The 19,818-nt window shown below is 62.0% G+C and carries 18 protein-coding genes; 11 read left to right on the top strand and 7 right to left on the bottom strand.

Annotation, left to right across the window (positions count from 1 at the left end; all coding sequences use genetic code 11):
• The first annotated feature begins 204 nt into the window (after positions 1–204).
• The 3 genes from DK871_RS26305 (at position 205) to DK871_RS26295 (ending at position 3,228) form a co-directional block, all read left to right on the top strand.
• Positions 205–1,071 (top strand): pirin family protein, encoded by an 867-nt coding sequence (locus DK871_RS26305; protein WP_161907207.1) that lies wholly within the window; start codon positions 205–207, stop codon positions 1,069–1,071.
• A 180-nt stretch (positions 1,072–1,251) separates the two neighbouring features.
• Positions 1,252–2,697, top strand: coding sequence for a mechanosensitive ion channel family protein (locus DK871_RS26300; RefSeq protein WP_161907206.1), 1,446 nt, complete (start codon positions 1,252–1,254; stop codon positions 2,695–2,697).
• Between the two features lie 93 nt (positions 2,698–2,790).
• On the top strand, positions 2,791–3,228 hold the full coding sequence (locus tag DK871_RS26295) for a carboxymuconolactone decarboxylase family protein (protein ID WP_003190655.1): 438 nt from the start codon (positions 2,791–2,793) through the stop codon (positions 3,226–3,228).
• Positions 3,229–3,233: 5 nt separating this feature from the next.
• On the opposite strand, the gene DK871_RS26290 is transcribed toward DK871_RS26295, so the two are convergent.
• Positions 3,234–4,004, bottom strand: a complete 771-nt coding sequence (locus tag DK871_RS26290; protein WP_161907205.1) for a helix-turn-helix domain-containing protein — start codon at positions 4,002–4,004, stop codon at positions 3,234–3,236.
• Between the two features lie 98 nt (positions 4,005–4,102).
• On the opposite strand from DK871_RS26290, the gene DK871_RS26285 reads away from it, so the two are divergent.
• The gene (locus DK871_RS26285) at positions 4,103–5,233 is read left to right on the top strand and encodes an MFS transporter (protein ID WP_161907204.1); all 1,131 of its coding nucleotides are present in this window, start codon (positions 4,103–4,105) and stop codon (positions 5,231–5,233) included.
• Here the strand turns inward: DK871_RS26285 and DK871_RS26280 are convergent.
• Together DK871_RS26280 and DK871_RS26275 are read right to left on the bottom strand one after the other, a co-directional pair.
• Positions 5,223–7,373: a TonB-dependent siderophore receptor gene (locus tag DK871_RS26280; RefSeq protein WP_161907203.1), complete on the bottom strand. Its 2,151-nt coding sequence runs from the start codon at positions 7,371–7,373 to the stop codon at positions 5,223–5,225. The two genes, DK871_RS26285 and DK871_RS26280, sit on opposite strands and share 11 nt — an antisense overlap.
• A 202-nt stretch (positions 7,374–7,575) precedes the next feature.
• Positions 7,576–8,472 carry a helix-turn-helix domain-containing protein gene (locus DK871_RS26275; RefSeq protein WP_161907202.1) on the bottom strand — a complete coding sequence of 299 codons (897 nt, stop codon included), beginning with the start codon at positions 8,470–8,472 and terminating at the stop codon, positions 7,576–7,578.
• Positions 8,473–8,610: 138 nt separating this feature from the next.
• Here DK871_RS26275 and DK871_RS26270 point away from each other — a divergent pair, with 138 nt between their 5' ends.
• Genes DK871_RS26270 through DK871_RS26260 form a run of 3 tightly spaced genes read left to right on the top strand, consistent with a single transcriptional unit; the run spans position 8,611 to position 12,372 of the window.
• The gene (locus DK871_RS26270; protein WP_034135524.1) at positions 8,611–9,969 is read left to right on the top strand and encodes a glutamine synthetase family protein; all 1,359 of its coding nucleotides are present in this window, start codon (positions 8,611–8,613) and stop codon (positions 9,967–9,969) included.
• 25 nt (positions 9,970–9,994) lie between these two features.
• Positions 9,995–11,083 (top strand): polyamine ABC transporter substrate-binding protein, encoded by a 1,089-nt coding sequence (locus DK871_RS26265; RefSeq protein WP_161907201.1) that lies wholly within the window; start codon positions 9,995–9,997, stop codon positions 11,081–11,083.
• On the top strand, positions 11,080–12,372 hold the full coding sequence (locus tag DK871_RS26260) for an FAD-binding oxidoreductase (protein WP_161907200.1): 1,293 nt from the start codon (positions 11,080–11,082) through the stop codon (positions 12,370–12,372). The genes DK871_RS26265 and DK871_RS26260 overlap by 4 nt, the downstream gene beginning before the upstream one ends.
• A 376-nt stretch (positions 12,373–12,748) precedes the next feature.
• Here the strand turns inward: DK871_RS26260 and DK871_RS26255 are convergent, their stop codons facing one another.
• Complete coding sequence (locus tag DK871_RS26255; RefSeq protein ID WP_161907199.1) at positions 12,749–13,645, bottom strand: LysR substrate-binding domain-containing protein; 897 nt, start codon at positions 13,643–13,645, stop codon at positions 12,749–12,751.
• A gap of 112 nt (positions 13,646–13,757) precedes the next feature.
• On the opposite strand from DK871_RS26255, the gene DK871_RS26250 reads away from it, so the two are divergent.
• The 3 genes from DK871_RS26250 to DK871_RS26240 are packed head-to-tail and all read left to right on the top strand — an operon-like array spanning position 13,758 to position 16,012.
• Positions 13,758–14,768, top strand: a complete 1,011-nt coding sequence (locus tag DK871_RS26250) for an aldo/keto reductase (protein WP_161907198.1) — start codon at positions 13,758–13,760, stop codon at positions 14,766–14,768.
• Positions 14,769–14,779: 11 nt separating this feature from the next.
• Positions 14,780–15,577: an SDR family NAD(P)-dependent oxidoreductase gene (locus DK871_RS26245; RefSeq protein WP_089042545.1), complete on the top strand. Its 798-nt coding sequence runs from the start codon at positions 14,780–14,782 to the stop codon at positions 15,575–15,577.
• A gap of 24 nt (positions 15,578–15,601) precedes the next feature.
• Positions 15,602–16,012, top strand: a complete 411-nt coding sequence (locus DK871_RS26240; protein ID WP_161907197.1) for an SRPBCC family protein — start codon at positions 15,602–15,604, stop codon at positions 16,010–16,012.
• 41 nt (positions 16,013–16,053) lie between these two features.
• On the opposite strand, the gene DK871_RS26235 is transcribed toward DK871_RS26240, so the two are convergent.
• Entirely contained in the window at positions 16,054–16,551 is a 498-nt protein-coding gene (locus DK871_RS26235; RefSeq protein ID WP_161907196.1) for an AAA family ATPase, read from the bottom strand.
• A 159-nt stretch (positions 16,552–16,710) separates the two neighbouring features.
• Here DK871_RS26235 and dapF point away from each other — a divergent pair, with 159 nt between their 5' ends.
• Positions 16,711–17,514: a diaminopimelate epimerase gene (dapF, locus tag DK871_RS26230; RefSeq protein ID WP_161907195.1), complete on the top strand. Its 804-nt coding sequence runs from the start codon at positions 16,711–16,713 to the stop codon at positions 17,512–17,514.
• Here the strand turns inward: dapF and DK871_RS26225 are convergent.
• Together DK871_RS26225 and DK871_RS26220 are read right to left on the bottom strand one after the other, a co-directional pair.
• A complete protein-coding gene (locus DK871_RS26225; RefSeq protein WP_161907194.1) occupies positions 17,511–18,647 on the bottom strand; it encodes a PAS domain-containing sensor histidine kinase in 1,137 nt (378 codons plus the stop codon). The two genes, dapF and DK871_RS26225, sit on opposite strands and share 4 nt — an antisense overlap.
• Complete coding sequence (locus DK871_RS26220) at positions 18,637–19,452, bottom strand: alpha/beta fold hydrolase (RefSeq protein WP_161907193.1); 816 nt, start codon at positions 19,450–19,452, stop codon at positions 18,637–18,639. Before DK871_RS26220 ends, DK871_RS26225 begins: the two co-directional genes overlap by 11 nt.
• Positions 19,453–19,818: the final 366 nt, after the last annotated feature.

The raw sequence follows: 19,818 nt of genomic DNA, 5'->3' as shown, positions 1-19,818 counted from the left end.
GTCAGGGCGGAACCCTAAGTGGCCGTTACCGCAGCAATGGATATGTACTCGGTATAACAGTGTCGACTGTGAGGCCGTCATCGCAGGCAAGCCAGCTCCCACAGGTTAAAGAATTGTTCTATATGTAGAACGATCAAGGCCATTTTTGCCCTCTAGTGCTCAGGGGTGAGGCGAATTAAGCTGTACTCACTTTGGAGGTACACCATGAAAAAGCTGATTGGTATCTACACCAGCCCCCGCGCCCATTGGGTCGGCGATGGCTTCCCGGTACGCACGCTATTTTCCTACGACACCATGGGCAAGCACATCAGCCCATTCCTGTTGCTGGATCACGCAGGCCCCGCTGAATTCACGCCTACCGAACAGCGCCGTGGCGTCGGCCAACACCCGCACCGCGGCTTTGAAACCGTGACCATCGTCTACGACGGCGAAGTCGAGCACCGCGACTCCACCGGTGCCGGCGGCAAGATCGGCCCAGGCGATGTGCAATGGATGACTGCGGCCAAGGGCATTCTCCACGAGGAGTTTCACTCCCAAGACTTCGCCCGTAGCGGCGGCGCACTGGAAATGGTGCAACTGTGGGTCAACCTGCCGGCCAAGGACAAAATGGCGGATGCCGGTTACCAGACCATCGTCGATGGCGACATTCCGGTGCTGCCACTGGCGAACGACGCCGGCCACCTGCGCCTGATCGCCGGGGAATTCGCCGGTACGCAAGGCCCGGCCCGCACCTTTACGCCGATTGACGTGTGGGACTTGCGCCTCAACGCCGGTAAAGCGGTCACGCTGGACCTGCACGCCGGGCGTAACACCGCCTTGGTGGTGCTCAGCGGCACTTTGTTGATCAATGGCGAAGAAGTCGCACGTCAGGGGCAATTGGCGCTGTTCGAGCGTGACGGTAAGCAACTGACCCTGGAGTCCAACGACGACGCCAAGGTGCTGCTGCTCAGCGGCGAACCCATCGACGAGCCCATCGTCGGCCACGGTCCGTTCGTGATGAACACCGAGCAGGAGATTCACCAGGCATTTGCCGACTTCCAGTCGGGCAAATTCGGGCAGATGCACGCCTGACGATTCACCGCAAAAAAACTGTAGGAGCGAGCTTGCTCGCGAAGAACTTCAACATACCGCGTTCAATCAGACAGCACGCGTCATCGTTGTGGTTTTTCGCGAGCAAGCTCGCTCCTACATTTTGTTTCCAGGGTTCTGATTTCATGCGATCTTCTCGGCATTCGCCCTGGAGTCGCCTGGATGCCCTCATTTATCGCTGATCACCCGATGCTGTGCGCCGTGGCGTTGATCCTGATCGACATCGCCGTGTGGCGCCTTATTTCCCCCACCCTGGCCAACTGGAAACTCGCGGCACGGCTGGTGATTTTTGCGGTGTTCAGTGCCGTGCTGTTCAACGACGGCATGAACCCCATGCAAGCGGCGCCCTATGCCGATGACACCACTTTGCACCTGGCCGCCACGGCGTTGCAGATCGGCTGGTGGCTGTTTGCAGCGCGCACCCTCACGGTGTTGCTCGGCGCAGTGATGATGCAGCGGGTCGGCCATACCGGACGATTATTGCAGGACCTGCTGGGCGCAGTGATTTTCCTCATTGCGATCATCGCCGCCATGGCCTATGTGCTCGACCTGCCGGTCAAGGGCGTATTGGCCACCTCCGGCGCCGTGGCGATCATCGTCGGCCTGGCCTTGCAAAGCACCTTGAGCGACGTGTTTTCCGGGATCGTGCTCAATACCACCAAGCCTTACCAGATTGATGACTGGATCTCCATCGACGGCACCGAAGGCCGTGTCACCGATATCGACTGGCGCGCCACGCGCCTGCAAACCTCCCAGGGCAGCCTGGCGGTGATCCCCAACTCCCTGGCGGCCAAGGCCAAGATCATCAACTTCTCGCGCCCGGCAGACATGTTCGGTCTGGCGGTCAGCCTGCAAGTCAGCCCCCATGCACGCCCGCAAACCGTGATCGAAGCCCTGGAACGTGCGATGCAGGGCTGTCGGCCGTTGCTGGCCCAGCCGGCGCCCAGCGTGGCGTTCAAGGCTTCCACCGGCAGTGGCGTGGAATATGAAATCAGCGGCTTTGTGCCGGCCATGGGCCTCAAGCGCGAAACCCGTAACCAGCTTTACGACCTGGCCTACCGGCATTTGCAGGCGGCGGGCGTAGGCCTGCTGTCTGCCACCGAAGGCAGCACACCGCCTGCGGTGTCTGGCGCCCGCGCCTTGCTGGAGCGCTCATCGATCTTCTCCACCTTGCGCCAGGAAGAAAAAGACACCTTCAGCCAGAACATGACCCTGCACACCTACCGCGCTGGGGATATGATCCTGGCCGCGGGGGAGGTCAGCGATCACCTGTTCATTGTCGAATCCGGCGTGGTCTCGGTGCTGCTGCTCAAGGACGGGCATAAGTTCGAAGCCGGGCGCATGGGGCCGGGGGAGGTGATTGGCGAAGCGGGGATTCTGTCCGACCAGGCGGCGCTGGCGGATTTCACCGCCAAGACCTTCTGCACGCTGTACCGCATCGAGAAGGAATACCTCAAGCCTTGCCTGGACGCGCGACACGACATTGGCGAGGCGATGAAGGCGCTGCTGGATTTCCGCGTGCATGCCGCCCAGGCCCTGACCCAGGACGCGCCGATAGTGCCGGCGAAGAAGGGCTTTTTGCAGTGGCTGAGGAACCGCGGCCTGTAGATTGGTCACCTGTTCTTCGCCCGGATTGGCTATTTCTCCAGGACGCCGGGGTGACTAACCTGCTCACCAATTCCACTGTCCTGGAGCAACACCATGCAAACCCGTACCGATTTCTACACCGCTTCCCCAGACGCCATGAAAGCCATGCTCGCCCTGGAAGCGGCGGTCGGCAAACTTTCCATCGAACTGCCACTGCTGGAGCTGGTGCGCCTGCGCGTATCGCAGATCAACGGCTGCGCCTTCTGCCTGGACATGCACACCGCCGATGCACGCAAGGGCGGCGAGACCGAACGCCGCCTGTACACCGTGTCGGCCTGGCGTGAAACCCCGTTTTTCACCCCGCGTGAACGCGCTGCCCTGGCCTGGGCCGAAAGCCTGACCCTGCTCAGCCAGACCCACGCCCCGGATGAAGACTTCGACGCACTGGCCGCCCAGTTCAGCCCGCAGGAGCAAGTGGACCTGAGCGTCGCCATCGCCACCATCAACAGCTGGAACCGCCTGGCAGTGGGCTTTCGCAAGATGCCCAAGTAAGGCCATCAGTTGGCTTTGAAATAGCTTCGCGGCGTGGTGCCGGTCATGCCCTTGAAAAAGGCGATCAGTGCACTGTCGCTGGCAAAGCCCAGTTCAAAGGCGCAGTAGCCCAGGCTGCGCCCGATGGCAAGCAGTTCGATCATGCGCATCAGACGCCATTGTTGGCGCCATTGCTGATACCCCAGGCCGGTTTCCTTGAGGAAAATCCGGCCGATGGTCTTTGTGCTGGCGCCAATGTGCTGTTCCAGGTCCTGCAGTGTGGGGGGCAAGCGGTCGAGCTGCGCCAGCAGCGGCGCCAGGCGCTTGTCCCGTGGCAACGGCAACAGCATGGGTTGCGCCGCCGCGTGGCGGATTTCATCCAGGCACAGCCCGAGCAAATGGGCATAGCGACCCGCCTGCCAATCAGTCTCGAACGGCGCCAGGGCCATGGGTTCCAGCACGGCCCTGAGCAAGGCACTCACTTCGATCACCCGCACCTGGGCCGGCAATTGCTCGGCCAGGGCCGCACTCACATACACCGACCGATAATCCACCGCCTGCTGCATCACCGCACGATGGGGCAGGCCGCTGGGGATCCAGGCTGCGCGGCTCGGTGGCAACAGGCACAGTTGATTGTCCAGGGTGATGCGCGTGCAACCTTGCTGGGTGAACAACAGTTGCCCGCGCTGGTGCATATGCAGGCCCGAATCGTGATTGCCCAGCACCGCCGCGATGCCGATCACGGGCGCTGCGAAGGCATCGGGGTTGAAAGACGCGGTAGCAGTAAGCCAGGCCATGGGTTGTCCGATTTGATGGATAAAGTGTCGAAGTCTGGATAATAGCCCAGCTGGCGCGCCCTAGAATCCGTCCGTTGTATTTATGGATGGATCGTGTGATGAACTTTAAAAAATTGCTGACGCTGGCCATGGCCCTGCTGATGTTCCCGCAGTTGGCCCAAACCCTGTACAGCCCGGCCCTGGGCGATATCGGCCGCGCCTTTGACGTCGCGCCGGAACGGGCAGGGCAGACCTTGTCGGTGTATTTCCTCGCCTTCGCCCTGGGCGTGGTGGTGTGGGGGCGGCTGAGTGATCGTTTGGGGCGGCGGCCGGTGATGTTGATGGGGCTGGCGGTCTATGTGGGTGCTTCGGCGCTGGCCTTGACGGTGACGACATTCAACGCCTTGCTGCTGGCCCAGGCCTGTGCTGCCTTCGGCGCGGCGGTGGGGTCGGTGGTCACGCAGACGGTGTTGCGTGACCGTTTCCAGGGTGCCGACCTGGCCCAGGTGTTTTCCGTGATGGGTATTGCGCTAGCTGCCAGCCCTGCTATCGGCTTGTTCAGCGGCGCGAGCCTGGTGGAATTTTTCGGTTACCGCGGCGTGCTCTGCGCGTTGCTGCTGCTCGCGGCGGTGTTGTGGGGCTGGTGTTGGTGGGCCTTGCCGGAAACCCGTCCGGCCTCCTTGCCCACCGCCGCCCTTGGCCAGACGCTCGGCCTGATGCTCAAGGACGCCGGAGTATGGCGCTCGGTCGGGTTGGTCGCGGCGTTCAATATCGCGCTGTTCAGCTATTACAGCGTGGGGCCGTTTATCTTCGCGCAGCAAGGGCGTTCCACTGCCGAGTTCGGCTACAGCGGCGTGCTGCTGGCGCTGGGTTCCGGGTTGGGGGCGTGGCTGAACAAAGCCTTGCTCAAGCGTGGGTTGAGCGGCGAGCGGTTGGTGGTTGTCGCCGCAGCGGTGGCAGTGGTGGGGAGCCTGTTGGTGTTGGCCCTGCAGCACAGCTGGCTATTGGTGTGGCCGATGCTGTTGGTGGTGCTGGCCTTCGGCATGGCGATTCCCAACGTGCTGGGGGCGGCCCTGGTCGATTATCGAGACCGCCTTGGCACCGCCGCCGCCCTGTTTGGCTTGCTGTACTACCTGGTGATTGGCGGCGGGCTGGCCTTGGTGACCTGGTCTCAGGATCTTGGCTGGAGCCTGTTGGTGTGCGGCTTGGCGGCGTTGTGGCTGGCAACGTCGCGGCTACTCAGAAGTTGACCGACGCACTTAAACGCGCCGTCAACGGCGCGCCCTGGAACAGGTAGTCATCGCCCATGTATTCGCCCGCGTCGCGCCAGTAGCGCTTGTCGAACAGGTTGTCGACGCTCAGGCGAAACACTGTCTCGTAGCCATCGACCTTGGTGGTGTAGCGGCTACCGACGTTGACCACCGCGTAGTCGCCCACTTCCACGTTGCCGGTGCGATTGGCGGACTTCTTGGCGCTGTATTGCACGCCGCCCAATACCGCCAGGCCGTTGACCCAGGGCAGGGCGTAGTCGGCGTACACACTGGCGCGTAGCTTGGGCACGTTGATCGCCTGGTGGCCTTCGTATTCCGGGGTGCCGCTGCCGCTCACCCGCGCTCGGATCGCGGCCACGCTGGTGGCGATCTGCAGACGGTCGGTGGCCCAGCCGTTGGCGGACAATTCAATGCCGGTGTTTTTTTGCTGGCCTTGTTGCACGTAGTTGAACGTGACACCTTCGGGCTTGGCGTATTGGTAAGCCTGGCGCGTCTGGAATACGGCGGCGGCGAAGCTGATACGGCGCCAGTCGTATTTCACCCCGGCTTCGATCTGGCGCGAGACGGTGGGGGCGAGGGTTTCATCGGCATTGTTTGCGAACCACGGCGCGGTGCCGCCAAGAGAGAGGCCCTTGCTGTAGCTGGTGTACAGCGAAACGTTGTCCACCGGCTTGTAGATCAACGAGGCTTGGGGCAGGAACACGTACTGTTGGGTGTGGCGTGTCTGGTTGCCGGTGTTGCCGTCAAAGGCTTTTTCGTCCAGGCGCACTTCGCGGCCGCCGAGGATGGTTTGCCATTGCTCGTTGAAGCGGATGCGGTCGGTGACGAACAGGCCGTATTGGCGGCTGTCGAGGTTGCGGTGGCTGTCTTTAAGCGGCTCGCTTGTAGGTGGGAAGCTGGGCGTATCCTGATAGATATTGCCACTGCCGATGTGCTCGTTGACCGACTCACGCTTGTCGATCACCCGGCGAAATGCACTCGTGCCGAAGGTCAGTTCATGGCTCAATCCCGCAGCGTCGAACAGCCCGGTCATTGCCGCCTGTACTTCATCGTCGCGGCGGGTGTCGTCGGGGCTGCGATAGTCGTAGATGTCATAGTCACCTTCGGGGCTGAAGGTGTTGGCGTTGCAGGTGTTGACGTAATAGCAACCCCAGGCAAACGAACTGTAGTCATCAATCACCACTTTGCTACGCGCCACGCTGACACTGCCTTTCCACTGATCGCTGAAACGGTACTCGAACTTGCCGTTGAGGTTCAGCGAATCAATCCCGACCTGCTTGCCCCCCGTCTGGTGCCCCAGCAGTTTTTTCGGCGACGCATCATGGGGCACTTCGGTGCCGCCCAGCAGCTGATAACCGGGTACTGAACGCTGTTGTTTGTTCTGGTATTCGGCATCCAGTTGCAGCAGGGCGTCGGGGCTGATATTCCAGTCAAAGGCCAGGGACACAAAATCGCGCTGGCCGTTGGCGTGTTCCACATAGGAATTGAGGTCTTCATGGGCGACGTTGGCGCGCAAGCCGAATTGCTGCTCGCTGCCAAACCAGCCGCCGACATCGGTGGCGATGTAACCACTGCCACGATCATCGGTAGACACCGTCACCGAGCGCACATCCTGCGGGCGCTTGGTCACGTAGTTGATCACCCCGCTGGGCTCGGAAATGCCGCTCTGCAAACCCGCCAGGCCCTTGAGCACTTCCACCTGCTGCTTGTTTTCCAGGGCGACGTTCTGCTCGCCCGTGATCGTGCGCCCATTGATCTTGTAACTGCTGGCCGCGTTCAACGAAAAGCCACGCACCACGAAATTCTCGTAATAGCCAATGGGCGCGTAACTGTCGCCCACCGAGGCATCGTTGCGCAGCACTTCGCTGAGCAGGCGTGCCTGCTGGTCCTTGATCAAGGCTGCGTTGATCACCGTGATCGAAGCGGGGGTGTCCAACAGCGGCGCTTCGTCAAAGCCACCCACCGACGCGGTTTCATTGCGGTAGCCCGACTCATCCTGGCCCTGGACCTTCACCGTCGGCAGCTCGATCTCTGCGGCCAGGCTGCTGCCGATGCCGCCACTGAGCAACAGGCCGAGGGCGAAACGTGAGGTGACGACGGGGCGGAAACGCAAAACCATGGGGCAAGGCCTTAAAGCGCTGGGCGGGGGGCGCATAAGCTAGGCATAACGGTGGGATTTTACAAGTTATGCGGCAGGGCTCTGCTACACCGCTGATCGAATGTGGGAGCTGGCTTGCCTGCGATAGCGGTGGTTCAGTTGAATATTCAGTGACTGACACGCCGCTTTCGCGGGCAAGCCAGCTCCCACAGGGGATAGCGTTTCAACCAAAGCGCCTCAGGGTCTCGCTGGGCAGCTCCCGGAACAAAGCACGATAGCTGTTGGAAAACCGCCCCAAATGCCAAAACGACCAATTCATCGCCACCTCGGCCACGGTGGTATCCGCGCCACTCAATAGCTCACGCCGCGCCCCATTCAACCGACGCAACCTTAACCACTGCGCCGGGCTCATCCCCGTGTAGGTCTTGAAGCCTTGCTGTAATTGCCGCAACGGCACGCCAGCAATCTGCGCGAGTTCCAGCAGGTTGACGGTTTCATCCGGCGCATCCGCCGCCCATTCGCCGATGCGCGCCATCAAGCGGCGTTCTTCGCTGCGCTTTTGCAGTGAACTGCGGTCCAGACACACGCAGGCGTTATCGAGGATAAACAGGCAGTCGTCGAGCAGTTGCTGGGTGAGCGCATCGCGGCCGATGGGGTCGGTGAGGGCGGACAAGCGCGTGAGCGTGCCACTGAGCCAGCGAGTGAACAGCACGTTCTGTTGGCAGGTGAGCGGTGCCATGAATAAGCCTTCGAGGCTGGCTATATCCAGGCCCTGGCGCTGAACGAACTGCGGGCCGAACACCACGGCCACTTCGCGGTAGTTGACCGGGGTGATCCAGGTGTTGCGGCTTTCGCCATTGAGCAGGTACAGCGCGTTGTCACTGGCGTCGAAACAGAACGCCAGGGCGCCGGTGGGGGCGTTGAAATGCTGCTCCACGCGGGTGTTCATGCACTCTTCGTAGACCTGCACCCCTTGCAGGTCGAGGTAGCGCACCCGCCCGGCAAAATGCCCCGGGGACATCTGCTGGTACTGCTGCACCCAGCCGGGTGTCGCACTGCATTGGGCGGCCACATCGCCGGTGGCGAAGGCCTGTACGCGCAAAGCGGTTGCCTGAGTCATGGGTGATCCGTGCGCACTCTATTGGTGCGTTGTGCCGCGTGCAAAGTGGATAGATGCCGTTTCAAGGCTGGCCCAAGATAGACCTCAATGCGCTGGGAGTACAAGCCGGCGTCGCATCCCACCCAAGACGAGGTCCTTATGAACGCCCCCTTCGATCAGCTGTCCGCCTGGCTGAAAGAACACAAGATTACCGAGGTCGAATGCGTGATCAGTGACTTGACTGGCATCGCACGCGGCAAAATTGCGCCCACCAATAAGTTCCTGCATGAGCGAGGCATGCGCCTGCCGGAAAGTGTGTTGCTGCAAACGGTAACCGGGGACTTTGTCGACGACGATATCTACTACGACCTGCTGGACCCAGCCGATATCGACATGATCTGCCGGCCGGCAGCCAACGCCACTTACGTGGTGCCGTGGGCCATCGAACCCACCGCCATCGTGATCCACGACACCTTCGACAAGCAGGGCAACCCCATCGAGCTGTCGCCGCGCAATGTGTTGAAGAAAGTCCTGCAGCTCTACACCGACCAAGGCTGGCAGCCGATTGTCGCGCCGGAAATGGAGTTCTACCTCACCCAGCGCTGCGAAGACCCGGACCTGCCACTCAAAACCCCGATTGGCCGTTCCGGCCGTGCCGAAACCGGCCGCCAGTCGTTCTCTATCGATGCGGCCAACGAGTTCGACCCGCTGTTCGAAGATGTCTATGACTGGTGCGAAGCCCAGGGCCTGGACCTCGATACGTTGATCCACGAAGACGGCCCGGCGCAGATGGAAATCAACTTCCGTCACGGCGACGCCCTGGACCTGGCCGACCAGATCACGGTGTTCAAGCGCACCTTGCGCGAGGCCGCCCTCAAGCACAACGTCGCCGCCACCTTCATGGCCAAGCCGGTGGCCGATGAACCGGGCAGCGCCATGCATTTGCACCAGAGCGTGGTGGAGATTGCCACCGGCAAACCGGTGTTCGTCGATGCCGATGGCGCTATGAGCCCGCTGTTTTTGCATCACATTGGTGGCTTGCAGAAGTACATCCCCATGCTGTTGCCGATGTTTGCGCCCAATGTGAACTCGTTCCGTCGCTTCCTGCCGGACACCTCGGCGCCGGTCAACGTCGAATGGGGCGAAGAGAACCGCACCGTCGGCTTGCGCGTGCCCACTTCCAGCCCGGAGGCGATGCGCGTGGAAAACCGCCTGCCGGGGGCTGATGCCAACCCGTACCTGGCGATTGCCGCGAGCCTGTTGTGTGGTTATCTGGGGATGATCGAGCACATCGAACCCAGTGCTCCGGTGGAAGGCCGCGCCTATGAACGCCGCAACCTGCGCCTGCCGTTCACCCTCGAAGATGCATTGGCGCGCATGGAGGATTGCGACACGGTCAAGCAGTACCTGGGCGAGAAATTCGTGCGCGGCTATGTCGCGGTCAAACGCGCCGAGCACGAGAATTTCAAGCGGGTGATCAGTTCCTGGGAGCGTGAGTTCCTGCTGCTGAGCGTCTAAAAACAAGCATAAAAGGGGTGACGATATGCGTCTTGTGAACAAGCTTCTCCCACTGGCCCTGGCCGCGGTGTTCAGCAGTGCCGGCCAGGCGGCACCGACGGTGAGTGTCTACAACTGGACCGATTACATTGGCGAGACCACCTTGGCGGACTTCCAGGCCAAGACCGGTATCAAGGTGGTCTACGATGTGTTCGACTCCAACGAAACCCTGGAGGGCAAGTTGCTGGCCGGGCGCACCGGCTATGACGTGGTGGTGCCGTCCAACCACTTCCTGGCGCGCCAGGTGAAAGCCGGTGCGTTCCTCAAGCTCGACCGCGCGCAGTTGCCCAATTTCAAGAACCTGGACCCCAAGCTGCTCAAGTTGCTGGAACAGAACGACCCCGGTAATACGCACTCGGTGCCGTACCTGTGGGGCACCAATGGCATTGGCTATAACGTCGATAAGGTCAAGCAAGTGTTGGGTGTCGACCGCATCGATTCGTGGGCCGTGCTGTTCGAGCCAGAAAATATCAAGAAGCTGCATGAGTGCGGCGTGGCCTTCCTCGATTCGGCGGATGAGCTGTTCCCGGCGATCCTCAACTACATGGGCAAGGACCCACGCAGTGAGAATGCTGAGGACTACAAGCAGGCCGAAGCCAAGCTGCTGACGCTGCGGCCGTACATCACCTATTTCCACTCATCCAAGTACATCTCGGACCTGGCCAACGGCAATATCTGCGTGGCTTTCGGTTACTCCGGCGATGTGTTCCAGGCCGCCAACCGCGCCAAGGAGGCCAAGAACGGGGTGAACATTGCGTATTCGATCCCCAAGGAAGGCGCCAACCTGTGGTTCGACCTGCTGGCGATTCCGGCCGACGCGAGCAACCCTAAAGAAGCTCATGCGTTCATCAACTACCTGCTGGAGCCTGAGGTGATTGCCAAGGTCAGCGCCTCGGTAGGTTATGCCAACGCCAACCCGGCCGCCAAACCGTTCATGGCCCCGGAACTGGTGAACAACCCTGAGGTGTACCCGCCCCAGGAGGTACTCGACAAACTCTATATTTCCACCACGCCCACGCCGGCGACCATGCGCGTGATGACCCGCGCTTGGAGCAAAGTGAAGTCCAACCGATGATGCAGTTCAATGAACATGCCCAGTCCTATTACCGCGCTTCGGCGAATGCCATGGCGCAGCGGCCCGTACTTGAGGCAGACCTGAGCGCCGATGTGTGCGTGATCGGCGGTGGTTTCACCGGGGTCAACACTGCCATCGAACTGGCCCAGCGCGGGCTTTCGGTGATCCTGCTGGAGGCGCGCCGCATTGGCTGGGGCGCCAGCGGGCGCAACGGCGGGCAATTGATCCGCGGCATCGGCCATGATGTCTCCGGGTTTGCCAAATACGTGGGCGAGGAGGGCGTGCGTTATATGGAGCGGGCCGGTATCGACTCGGTGGCCCTGGTGGGCCAGCGCATTGCCGAGCACAGTATCGACTGCGACCTGCGCTGGGGCTATTGCGAACTGGCCAACACCCCGGCGCAGTTCGCCGCGTTCAAGGGCGAACAGGCGCACCTGGCGGCCATGGGGTATGCCCATGAGACGCGCCTGGTCGACCCGCACGACATGGCGCAGGTGGTGGGCTCGACGGTGTATGCCGGCGGCCTGGTCGACATGGGTTCCGGGCATCTGCACCCGCTCAACCTGGTGCTGGGTGAAGCGCAGGTGGCCGAGGCCCTTGGCGTGCGTATCTTTGAGCACAGCCCGGTGCTGGAGTTGATCCATGGCGATACGGTGCAGGTGCGCTGCGCGGGCGGCAGCGTGCGCGCGGCCCACTTGGTGCTGGCCTGCAATGCTCACCTTGAAGAACTGGAGCCGCGCTTGAGCGGCAAGGTACTGCCAGCGGGCAGCTACATCATCGCCACCGAGCCACTGCCAGAGCCTGTGGCCCGGCAGTTGATCCCCCAGAACCTGGCGCTGTGCGACCAGAAAATCGGCCTGGATTACTACCGGCTGACCGCCGACCGGCGTTTGTTGTTCGGCGGTGCCTGCCACTACTCGGGGCGCGATCCCCAGGACATTGCTGCGTATATGCGCCCGAAAATGCTCAAGGTGTTCCCGCAGTTGGCCAACACCGCTATCGAGTTCCAGTGGGGCGGCAAGATCGGCATCACCGCCAACCGCTTTCCCCAGGTCGGGCGGCTCAAGCAGTACCCGAATGTGTTCTATGCCCAAGGCTATTCCGGCCACGGCTTGAACGTGACGCACTGGTGCGCAAGGTTGCTGGCCGAAGGGATACATGCGGGTGCAAGCCAGGGCCTGGATATCTTCAGCCAGGTGCCGCACATGACCTTTCCGGGTGGCAAGGCGTTGCGCTCGCCACTGCTGGCGTTGGGGATGTTGTGGTATCGGTTGCGCGAAGTGCTCTGAGATCCAATGTGTGCGGGCTTGCTCGCGAAGGGGGTGTGTCAGTCACGGAATCTTCAACTGAACCACCGCTATCGCAGGCAAGCCAGCTCCCACATTGGCCATGCATTGCCCACGGAATCAGCGCCCGGCACCAATCCCCTGTAGGAGCGAGCTTGCTCGCGAAAAACGTCAACGATAACGTGCGCATCCAGAATAAACGCGGCGCCTGTGAGTTCTTCGCGAGCAAGCTCGCTCCTACAAAAAGCCATTAGCGCTTGCTCGAAGGCGGTTGTTAGCTGAACCACCGCTATCGCAGGCAAGCCAGCTCCCACACAGGTTCTGCGTTGCCCACAAAATCATCACCTGGCATAGGTCCCCTGTGGGAGCAGGGCGTCAGTCAGATAGCCTCAGGTTCGGTCAGCACCTTGCGAAACGTTTCCACCAGCGGCCTCAAGTTGACGCGATGCCAGGCCGCCCACAGCGGTGTGGTGTAGGCCAGCCACGGCAGCTCGCGCAGCATCACGCCGGGCGGTGCGTTGCGGCTCAGGCCTTTTTGCACCATCGCCACCCCCAGCCCGGACGCCACCAGGCCCAATGCGGTAAAGGGCTCGCTGGCCTCCATGGGGATCTGCGGGGTGAAACCGGCGCGGATGCAGGCGGCGACGAAATCGTCAGCCGGGTTGGCGCCAGGTTTGCGCTGCACGCCGATCCATTGTTGGTCGGCCAGGTGTTCGGGCAACAGTTCGCGTTGTCGAGCCAGCGGATGCTGTTCGGGCAGGGCCAGCAGCATCGGGTCGTCGAGGACTTGCCAGGCGGTCAGGTCCGGGTCGTCGGCGACGGGTGGTTCGCCCACCAGTGCGATGTCCAGGCTGCGTTGGCGCAAACCTTCCAGTTGTTCCAAAGAGGGCAGGTTATACAGCTTGATATGCACGGCGGGCCGGTCGTCGCGCAGTATGCGCAAGGCGTTGGGCAAGACACCGGCGTGCATGGCGTTCTCGATATAACCGATGCACAAACCGCCTTCTTCACCACGGCCCAGGCGCTTGCCCAGTGACTCCAGGCGGTTGGCGTGGGTCAGCAATGCCTTGGTCTCGGCCAGGAAGGTCTGGCCGTCGCGGGTCAGGCGGATGCGCTGCTGGCTGCGTTCGAACAGGGTCAGGCCCAGGCGTTCCTCAAGCTGGGCGATCTGCCGGCTCAGGGGCGATTGAGAAATGTGCAAGCGCTCGGCGGCGCGGCCAACGTGTTCTTCTTCAGCCACCACTTCGAAGTAGCGCAACTGGCGTAGATCAATCATGTAAGACCTGCAAGGACTCAAGTTGGTCGCAGTATGTCTTGGACGGTCTGATCAGCGCAATCTAGCATCTGCTCAACGGTCACCGCGACCCCGCACCGATTGAGGAACCATCATGAGCTTGAAAGACACACTGCCCGGCGCACTGGGCTTTGGCACCGCCCCCTTGGGCAATATGTTTCGCGCGATCCCCGAAGAAGAAGCCCAGGCCACCGTCGAGGCCGCCTGGAGCCAGGGCGTGCGTTACTTCGATACCGCGCCGTTCTACGGCTCGGGCCTGTCGGAAATGCGCTTGGGCCAGGCCCTGTCCAACTATAACCGCGATGACTACGTGCTCAGCACCAAGGTCGGTCGGGTGATTCTCGATGAAGTCGAAGAAACTGCCCGTGACCTTGGCGAAAAAAGCGGCGTATTCGAACACGGCCGCCCGAACAAAATACTCAATGACTACGGCGCCGACGCCACCCTGCGCTCCATTGAAGACAGCCTGTCACGCCTGCAAACCGATCACCTGGACATCGTGTGGGTTCACGACATTGCCCAGGATTTTTACGGCGACCAATGGCTGGAATATTTCAACCAGGCCCGCACTGGCGCCTTCAAAGTACTCACCCGTTTGCGCGAGCAAGGTGTGATCAAGGCCTGGGGCCTTGGCGTCAACCGCGTCGAACCCTGCGAGTTGACCCTGGACCTGGCCGAAGCCCAGCCCGACGGCTTTCTGCTGGCGGGGCGCTATACGCTGCTGGACCACGACCGCGCCTTGCAGCGCCTGATGGACGCCGCCCACGCCCAGCAGGTCGAAATCGTCGTCGGTGGCCCGTACAGCTCCGGCATCCTCGCTGGCGGTGCGCATTTTGAATACCAGCAAGCCAGCCCGGCGATCATTGCCAAGGTCGAGCAGATCAAGGCGATTGCCCAGGCGTTTGGCGTCAGTATCAAGGCCGCTGCGCTACAGTTCTCACTGGCGCATCCGGCGGTGGCGGCGGTGATTCCCGGTGCCAGTCGTCCGGGGCGGATTGCCGAAGACGTCGCGGCGTTGTCTGAACAGATTCCAGCAGCCTTCTGGCAAGCGTTGCGCGAGGCCCGCTTGATCTCGGACCGTGCGCCTTTGCCTCTCTCACGTTAAGGAGCTTGAGCATGAAGATAGATGTAAGCGGCAAAGTGGCGATTGTCAGCGGCAGCACCGCCGGTATCGGCCTGGGCATCAGCCAGGCCCTGGCGCAATCCGGTGCCACGGTGGTGGTGATCGGGCGTGATGCAGGCAAGGTGGACGACGCCTTGGCCAGCATTCGCCAGGCGGTTCCGGCTGCTCAACTGCGTGGTGTGGTGGCCGACCTGGGCACCGTTGAAGGCGCACAGAAACTCTTCGCCGCCGAACCCCGCGCCGACATTCTGGTCAACAACCTGGGCATCTTCGACGCGGTGGATTTCTTTGACGCGCCGGACAGTGAGTGGGCGCGCTTCTATGAGGTCAATGTGATCTCCGGCGTGCGCCTGGCGCGCCATTATGTGCCGGGCATGGTCGAGCAGGGTTGGGGCCGGGTGATCTTCGTGTCGTCGGAGTCTGGCGTGGCGACGCCGGCCGACATGATCAACTACGGGGTGACCAAAAGCGCCAACCTGGCGGTGTCCCACGGCCTGGCCAAGCGCCTGGCGGGTACCGGGGTGACGGTGAATGCTATCTTGCCGGGGCCGACCTTTACCGATGGCCTGGAACACATGCTCAAGGACGCCACGGCTGAATCCGGGCGCAGTGCCCGAGACGAAGCGGATGTGTTTGTGCGCCATGCGCGGCCCACCTCGATCATCCAGCGCGCGGCCAATGTGGATGAAGTGGCGAACCTGGTGGCGTACATTGCTTCACCGCTGTCTTCGGCGACAACCGGTGCCGCGCTGCGGGTCGACGGTGGCGTTGTCGACAGCATGGCAATCTGATTTTTCCTGACTGGAGTATTGATCGTGGCAACAGCGTCTTCTGTGATTGAAATTGCGGTGTCGGCCGACCAGGTCTGGCAACTGATTGGCGGCTTCAACAGCCTGCCCGACTGGCTGCCTTTTATTGCCAAGAGCGAGCCGAGCGAGGGTGGCCGTGTGCGTCACCTGACCGCCGCTGACGGCGGCACGATTGTCGAGCGCTTGCAGACTTTCGACAACGTGGCGCGTACCTACAGCTACACCATTGAAGCGTCGCCGTTTCCGGTGAGTGCCTACCTGTCGACCTTGCTGGTTGAAGCGTTGACGGACACCTCGGCGAAAGTGACCTGGTCCGGGGTGTTCACGCCGGCAGCGGGTACCACCGAGGCGCAGGTAGAGGAGTTGTTTACCGGTGTCTACGAAGGCGGGCTTGAGGCGCTGCGCAGTAACTTCTAAAGAGTGTGGTGAGGGAGCAAGCTCCCTCGCCACAGGTGGGTTTAGCCTATATGGAGCAAGGCTGCCGCGACAGCCTCTGCCGGCGTCATCTGCGCCGTATCCAGCCTGAACGGTGGGGTTTCCCAGCGTTCGTACTCATGCACCTGCACCGATTCCCAGGTCGGCGGCACCAGCCCGGGAATATCGCTCACACGCCCTTCGACTCGACGCCGATGCGCCTGCTGATCGGAACACACCACCTCGATATTGATCAGCGCCACGCCGGCGGCTATCGCCACCGCTTGCCAGGCATCACGGCTGTCCTGGACTGGGTTCACACAATCGGCGATCACCCGCTGCCCCAGGCGCAGGTTACTCAGCGCCAGCGCATTGGCCACACCGTAGCCACTGGCCCCCACATCGCCCGCCAACACCCCGGCCTCGCGCAGCGCCTGCTCGATCACATCGATACGCAGGTACACCGCGCCCACCTGTCGCGCCAGCTCCCTGGCAATCGTGGTCTTGCCACTGCCCGGCAAACCGCTGAATACAATAAGCATGACCCATCAACCCCCTGTAGGAGCGAGCTTGCTCGCGAAAAACGCCAACAATAACGCGTACTGCCTGAATAAACGCGGCGTCTGTGAGTTTTTCGCGAGCAAGCTCGCTCCTACAGTGGTATTAGAACCGCTTGGCTCATTTCACTCACAGGAGCGCCCATGACCCTGCCGTTCGTGAAGATGCACGCCCACGGCGACGACTTCATCATCATCGACCGCCGTGGCGAGGATAACCCCATTACCGCGCAGGTTGCCCGCTACCTGGGTAACCGCCGCACCGGCATTGGTTTCAATCAACTGGCGGTGGTGCTCGACTGTGAGGAGGCCGCCGTGCGCGTTCAGTTCTGGAACCCGGACGGGACACGCCTGCAGACCTGCGGCAGCGCGACGCGTGGCGTGGCTGATCGCCTGATGCATGAGGCTGGCACTGACACCGTCGTGCTGCGCAGCGACCGTGGCTTGCTGAGATGCACACGTGCTGATGGGCAGCGGGTGTCGGTGGATATGGGCGCACCCTCGTTAGACTGGGCGTCGGTGCCCCTGGCCAGGGCCATGGACACCCGCGTGCTGCCTGTCGACGGCCAGCCGGCAGCGTGCAGCATGGGCAACCCGCACTGCACGTTTTTTGTGGAGGATGTAACGGCGCTCGATATTGAGGCCATGGGCCCGGGCCTGGAAGTTCACCCGCTGTTTCCGGCCAGGACCAATGTGCATTTCGTGCAAGTGCTGGACCGTGCCCATATCCGCCTGCGTATCTGGGAGCGTGGCGGCGGCGTGCCGCTGGGGTCCGGTTCATGCTGTTGCGCGGCGGTCGTCAACGGCATCCGGCGAGGGCTGCTCGATGAGCGTGTGGAGGTCCAGTGCGACGGTGGCGAGGTCACGGTGCAATGGGACGGGCAGGGCGGGGTGATATTGACCGGCCGTGTCGAGCCGATCATGCAGGGCACCGCGTACCTGTACTAGAACTTCACGGTAAACGTGGTGCCGGCGCTGGCACAGGAACTCACTGCCACATCGCCGCCATGCACCCTGGCCAGTTCGCGCACGATATACAGGCCCAGGCCCACGCTGCGCACGTCGCTGCCCTGGTCGGTGCCGCGGGTCATGGGTTCGAACAACCCGGCCAGCAAGGCTTGGGGTATCGCCGGACCGTGGTTGTGCACTGCGACCTCGCAGGTGTTATCGCCCAGGTGCGAGGTAATGGTGATCGGCTGCAGCAAGTCGCCATAGGCCACGCTGTTGGCCACCAGGTTACCGATCATCTGTTGCACGCGGTCGGCGTCCAGGCAGGCATCGCCCTGGCCCTCGGCGTGATGCACCAGCGTGGCCTTGGGGAAGGCCACCCGCAGTTCGTCGACGCTGCGATGAATAACGCTGTGCAGGTCCAGCGGTTGCGGCTTGATGGTAATGCCCTGGCCGACCCGGGCCTGGGTGAAGTCCAGCAGGTCGGCGATCATGCGGTGGGCGCGTTCGGACGACTGGCCGATGTGCCCCAACAGCTGGCGCTCCTTGGCCGTGCGCTCGCCGCGCTGGAGAAAGTCGGAGGCCATGCGGATCGCGGTGAGTGGGTTTTTCAGGTCATGGCTGACAATCGCCACCATCTGTTCGGCAAACAACGCCCGACGCTGGGCAATGGCATAGGCCTCGCTCAGTTCGGCCTGGGCCTGTTGCAGGGCCAGCTCCGTGGCGGTTTTTTCCTGCAGCAGGGCTTCGGCCTGCTTACGTGCATTGAGCAGCTCGCGCTCGTACTTGTCACGGTCGGTGGTGCCGAACAGCGCCAGGTCATACACCACGCCGTCGGGCTGTTGGCGCTGGTTGGCATTGAGCAATACCGTGACTTTGTGCCCGTTGCAATGGCGGATGTCGAGCTTCACCTCGGTGACGCTGCCGTGCATGCGCAGCATCGGCGCCAGGTGGGTCTGGTAGAAAATTCGCCCACCCATGGCCAACAGGTCCTGGAAGCGCCGGCCCAACAGTTGGGCAGCGGTGAAGCCCAGCCAATCGCACAAGCGCGGGTTGACGTGCAGGATCGTGCCGTCTTCCTGGGTCACCGCCAGGGCGCAGGCCGCACTGTCAAACAGTGAATCAGCGGGCATCGGCAGCCGCCCAAGGGGCGAGGAAGCGGTCCATCGCTGCTGCGCACGCCTGGGGGGCGCTCATGTGTGGGCAATGGCCGACATTCTCGACCAGGCAATAAGTGCTGTTAGGTAATACGGCGTGCAGGTATTCACCCACGGCCACGGGGGCGATCAGGTCGTCGGACGATTGCAGGATCAGCACCGGGGTGGTCAGGCCGAACACATCCTGGCGGTTATCCGACAGGAAGGTCACGCGGGCGAACTGCTTGGCGATGTCCGGCTCGGTGCGGCAGAAACTCTCGGTGAGCGCCTCGCTCAGGTGCGGCTGCGTCGGGGCGCCCATGATCACCGGGGCCATGGCGCTGGACCAGCCCAGGTAGTTGCTGTCGAGGGTGTCGAGCAGGTCGTCGATATCGTCGCGCTTGAAACCGCCGACATACTCCTCGGTGTCGATATAGCGCGGCGATGGGCCAATCATCACATGCGCGGCAATGCGGCCAGGGATGAAACGGTCGGCGAGGGTGCCGATCATCGCGCTCACCGAGTGGCCCACCAGAATCACAGGGCCTTGGGCGTAGGCGTCGATAATCTCATTCAGGTCATGGGCATAGCCATCCAGGTGGCTGTATTTGGCTTTGTCGAACGCACTCAAGTCCGACAGGCCGGCGCCGACCAGGTCATATAGCACCACGCGAAAGCGCTCGAGAAAGTGCGGCGCCAGGGCATTCCACATGGCCTGGTTGCAACCAAAGCCGTGGGAAAACACCAGGGTCGAGGGACCGTTGCCCATCACATGTACATTGTTGCGGTGATTTAGGTCCATGGGCGTCCCGTTGATGGCTTATTGCTATGCAGCTTGGCGGCAGTTTAGATAGTCGCAGGCCCTGGGTCACGTGTTTGCGTACAAATAAGGTTTCTTACCAGTGGCGGTAGGTCCGATAGTGTTGGTTCGGACGCAGGCGGGCTCCAGCGGTGGAGACGGTGTTTGCGGCAATTGGTAAACGATTATGCGCCTGCCTTGCGTTCCAGACCAAGCCGGTGAAGCACACATCAGTCACCGGCATGGGCATTGCCTAATTAAGGGCAGCACGCGGTGCAGCGCATTACGCTTTTACCCAGCCGCCATTGCCGTCGGATTGAATTTCGTGATCAATGGGTTCCTGATTGCCGCCGGCCTGTACCCAGCCGC

It is taken from the genome of Pseudomonas sp. L13 (genome assembly GCF_009935965.1).
Lineage (GTDB): Bacteria > Pseudomonadota > Gammaproteobacteria > Pseudomonadales > Pseudomonadaceae > Aquipseudomonas > Aquipseudomonas lactis.
This window is presented reverse-complemented; position numbering and strand designations above follow the sequence as displayed.

Coding starts and splice junctions, on each gene's coding strand:
- DK871_RS26305 (WP_161907207.1), top strand. CDS start 205: ATGAAAAAGCTGATTGGTATCTACACCAGCCCCCGCGCCCATTGGGTC.
- DK871_RS26300 (WP_161907206.1), top strand. CDS start 1,252: ATGCCCTCATTTATCGCTGATCACCCGATGCTGTGCGCCGTGGCGTTG.
- DK871_RS26295 (WP_003190655.1), top strand. CDS start 2,791: ATGCAAACCCGTACCGATTTCTACACCGCTTCCCCAGACGCCATGAAA.
- DK871_RS26290 (WP_161907205.1), bottom strand. CDS start 4,004: ATGGCCTGGCTTACTGCTACCGCGTCTTTCAACCCCGATGCCTTCGCA.
- DK871_RS26285 (WP_161907204.1), top strand. CDS start 4,103: ATGAACTTTAAAAAATTGCTGACGCTGGCCATGGCCCTGCTGATGTTC.
- DK871_RS26280 (WP_161907203.1), bottom strand. CDS start 7,373: ATGGTTTTGCGTTTCCGCCCCGTCGTCACCTCACGTTTCGCCCTCGGC.
- DK871_RS26275 (WP_161907202.1), bottom strand. CDS start 8,472: ATGACTCAGGCAACCGCTTTGCGCGTACAGGCCTTCGCCACCGGCGAT.
- DK871_RS26270 (WP_034135524.1), top strand. CDS start 8,611: ATGAACGCCCCCTTCGATCAGCTGTCCGCCTGGCTGAAAGAACACAAG.
- DK871_RS26265 (WP_161907201.1), top strand. CDS start 9,995: ATGCGTCTTGTGAACAAGCTTCTCCCACTGGCCCTGGCCGCGGTGTTC.
- DK871_RS26260 (WP_161907200.1), top strand. CDS start 11,080: ATGATGCAGTTCAATGAACATGCCCAGTCCTATTACCGCGCTTCGGCG.
- DK871_RS26255 (WP_161907199.1), bottom strand. CDS start 13,645: ATGATTGATCTACGCCAGTTGCGCTACTTCGAAGTGGTGGCTGAAGAA.
- DK871_RS26250 (WP_161907198.1), top strand. CDS start 13,758: ATGAGCTTGAAAGACACACTGCCCGGCGCACTGGGCTTTGGCACCGCC.
- DK871_RS26245 (WP_089042545.1), top strand. CDS start 14,780: ATGAAGATAGATGTAAGCGGCAAAGTGGCGATTGTCAGCGGCAGCACC.
- DK871_RS26235 (WP_161907196.1), bottom strand. CDS start 16,551: ATGCTTATTGTATTCAGCGGTTTGCCGGGCAGTGGCAAGACCACGATT.
- dapF (WP_161907195.1), top strand. CDS start 16,711: ATGACCCTGCCGTTCGTGAAGATGCACGCCCACGGCGACGACTTCATC.
- DK871_RS26225 (WP_161907194.1), bottom strand. CDS start 18,647: ATGCCCGCTGATTCACTGTTTGACAGTGCGGCCTGCGCCCTGGCGGTG.
- DK871_RS26220 (WP_161907193.1), bottom strand. CDS start 19,452: ATGGACCTAAATCACCGCAACAATGTACATGTGATGGGCAACGGTCCC.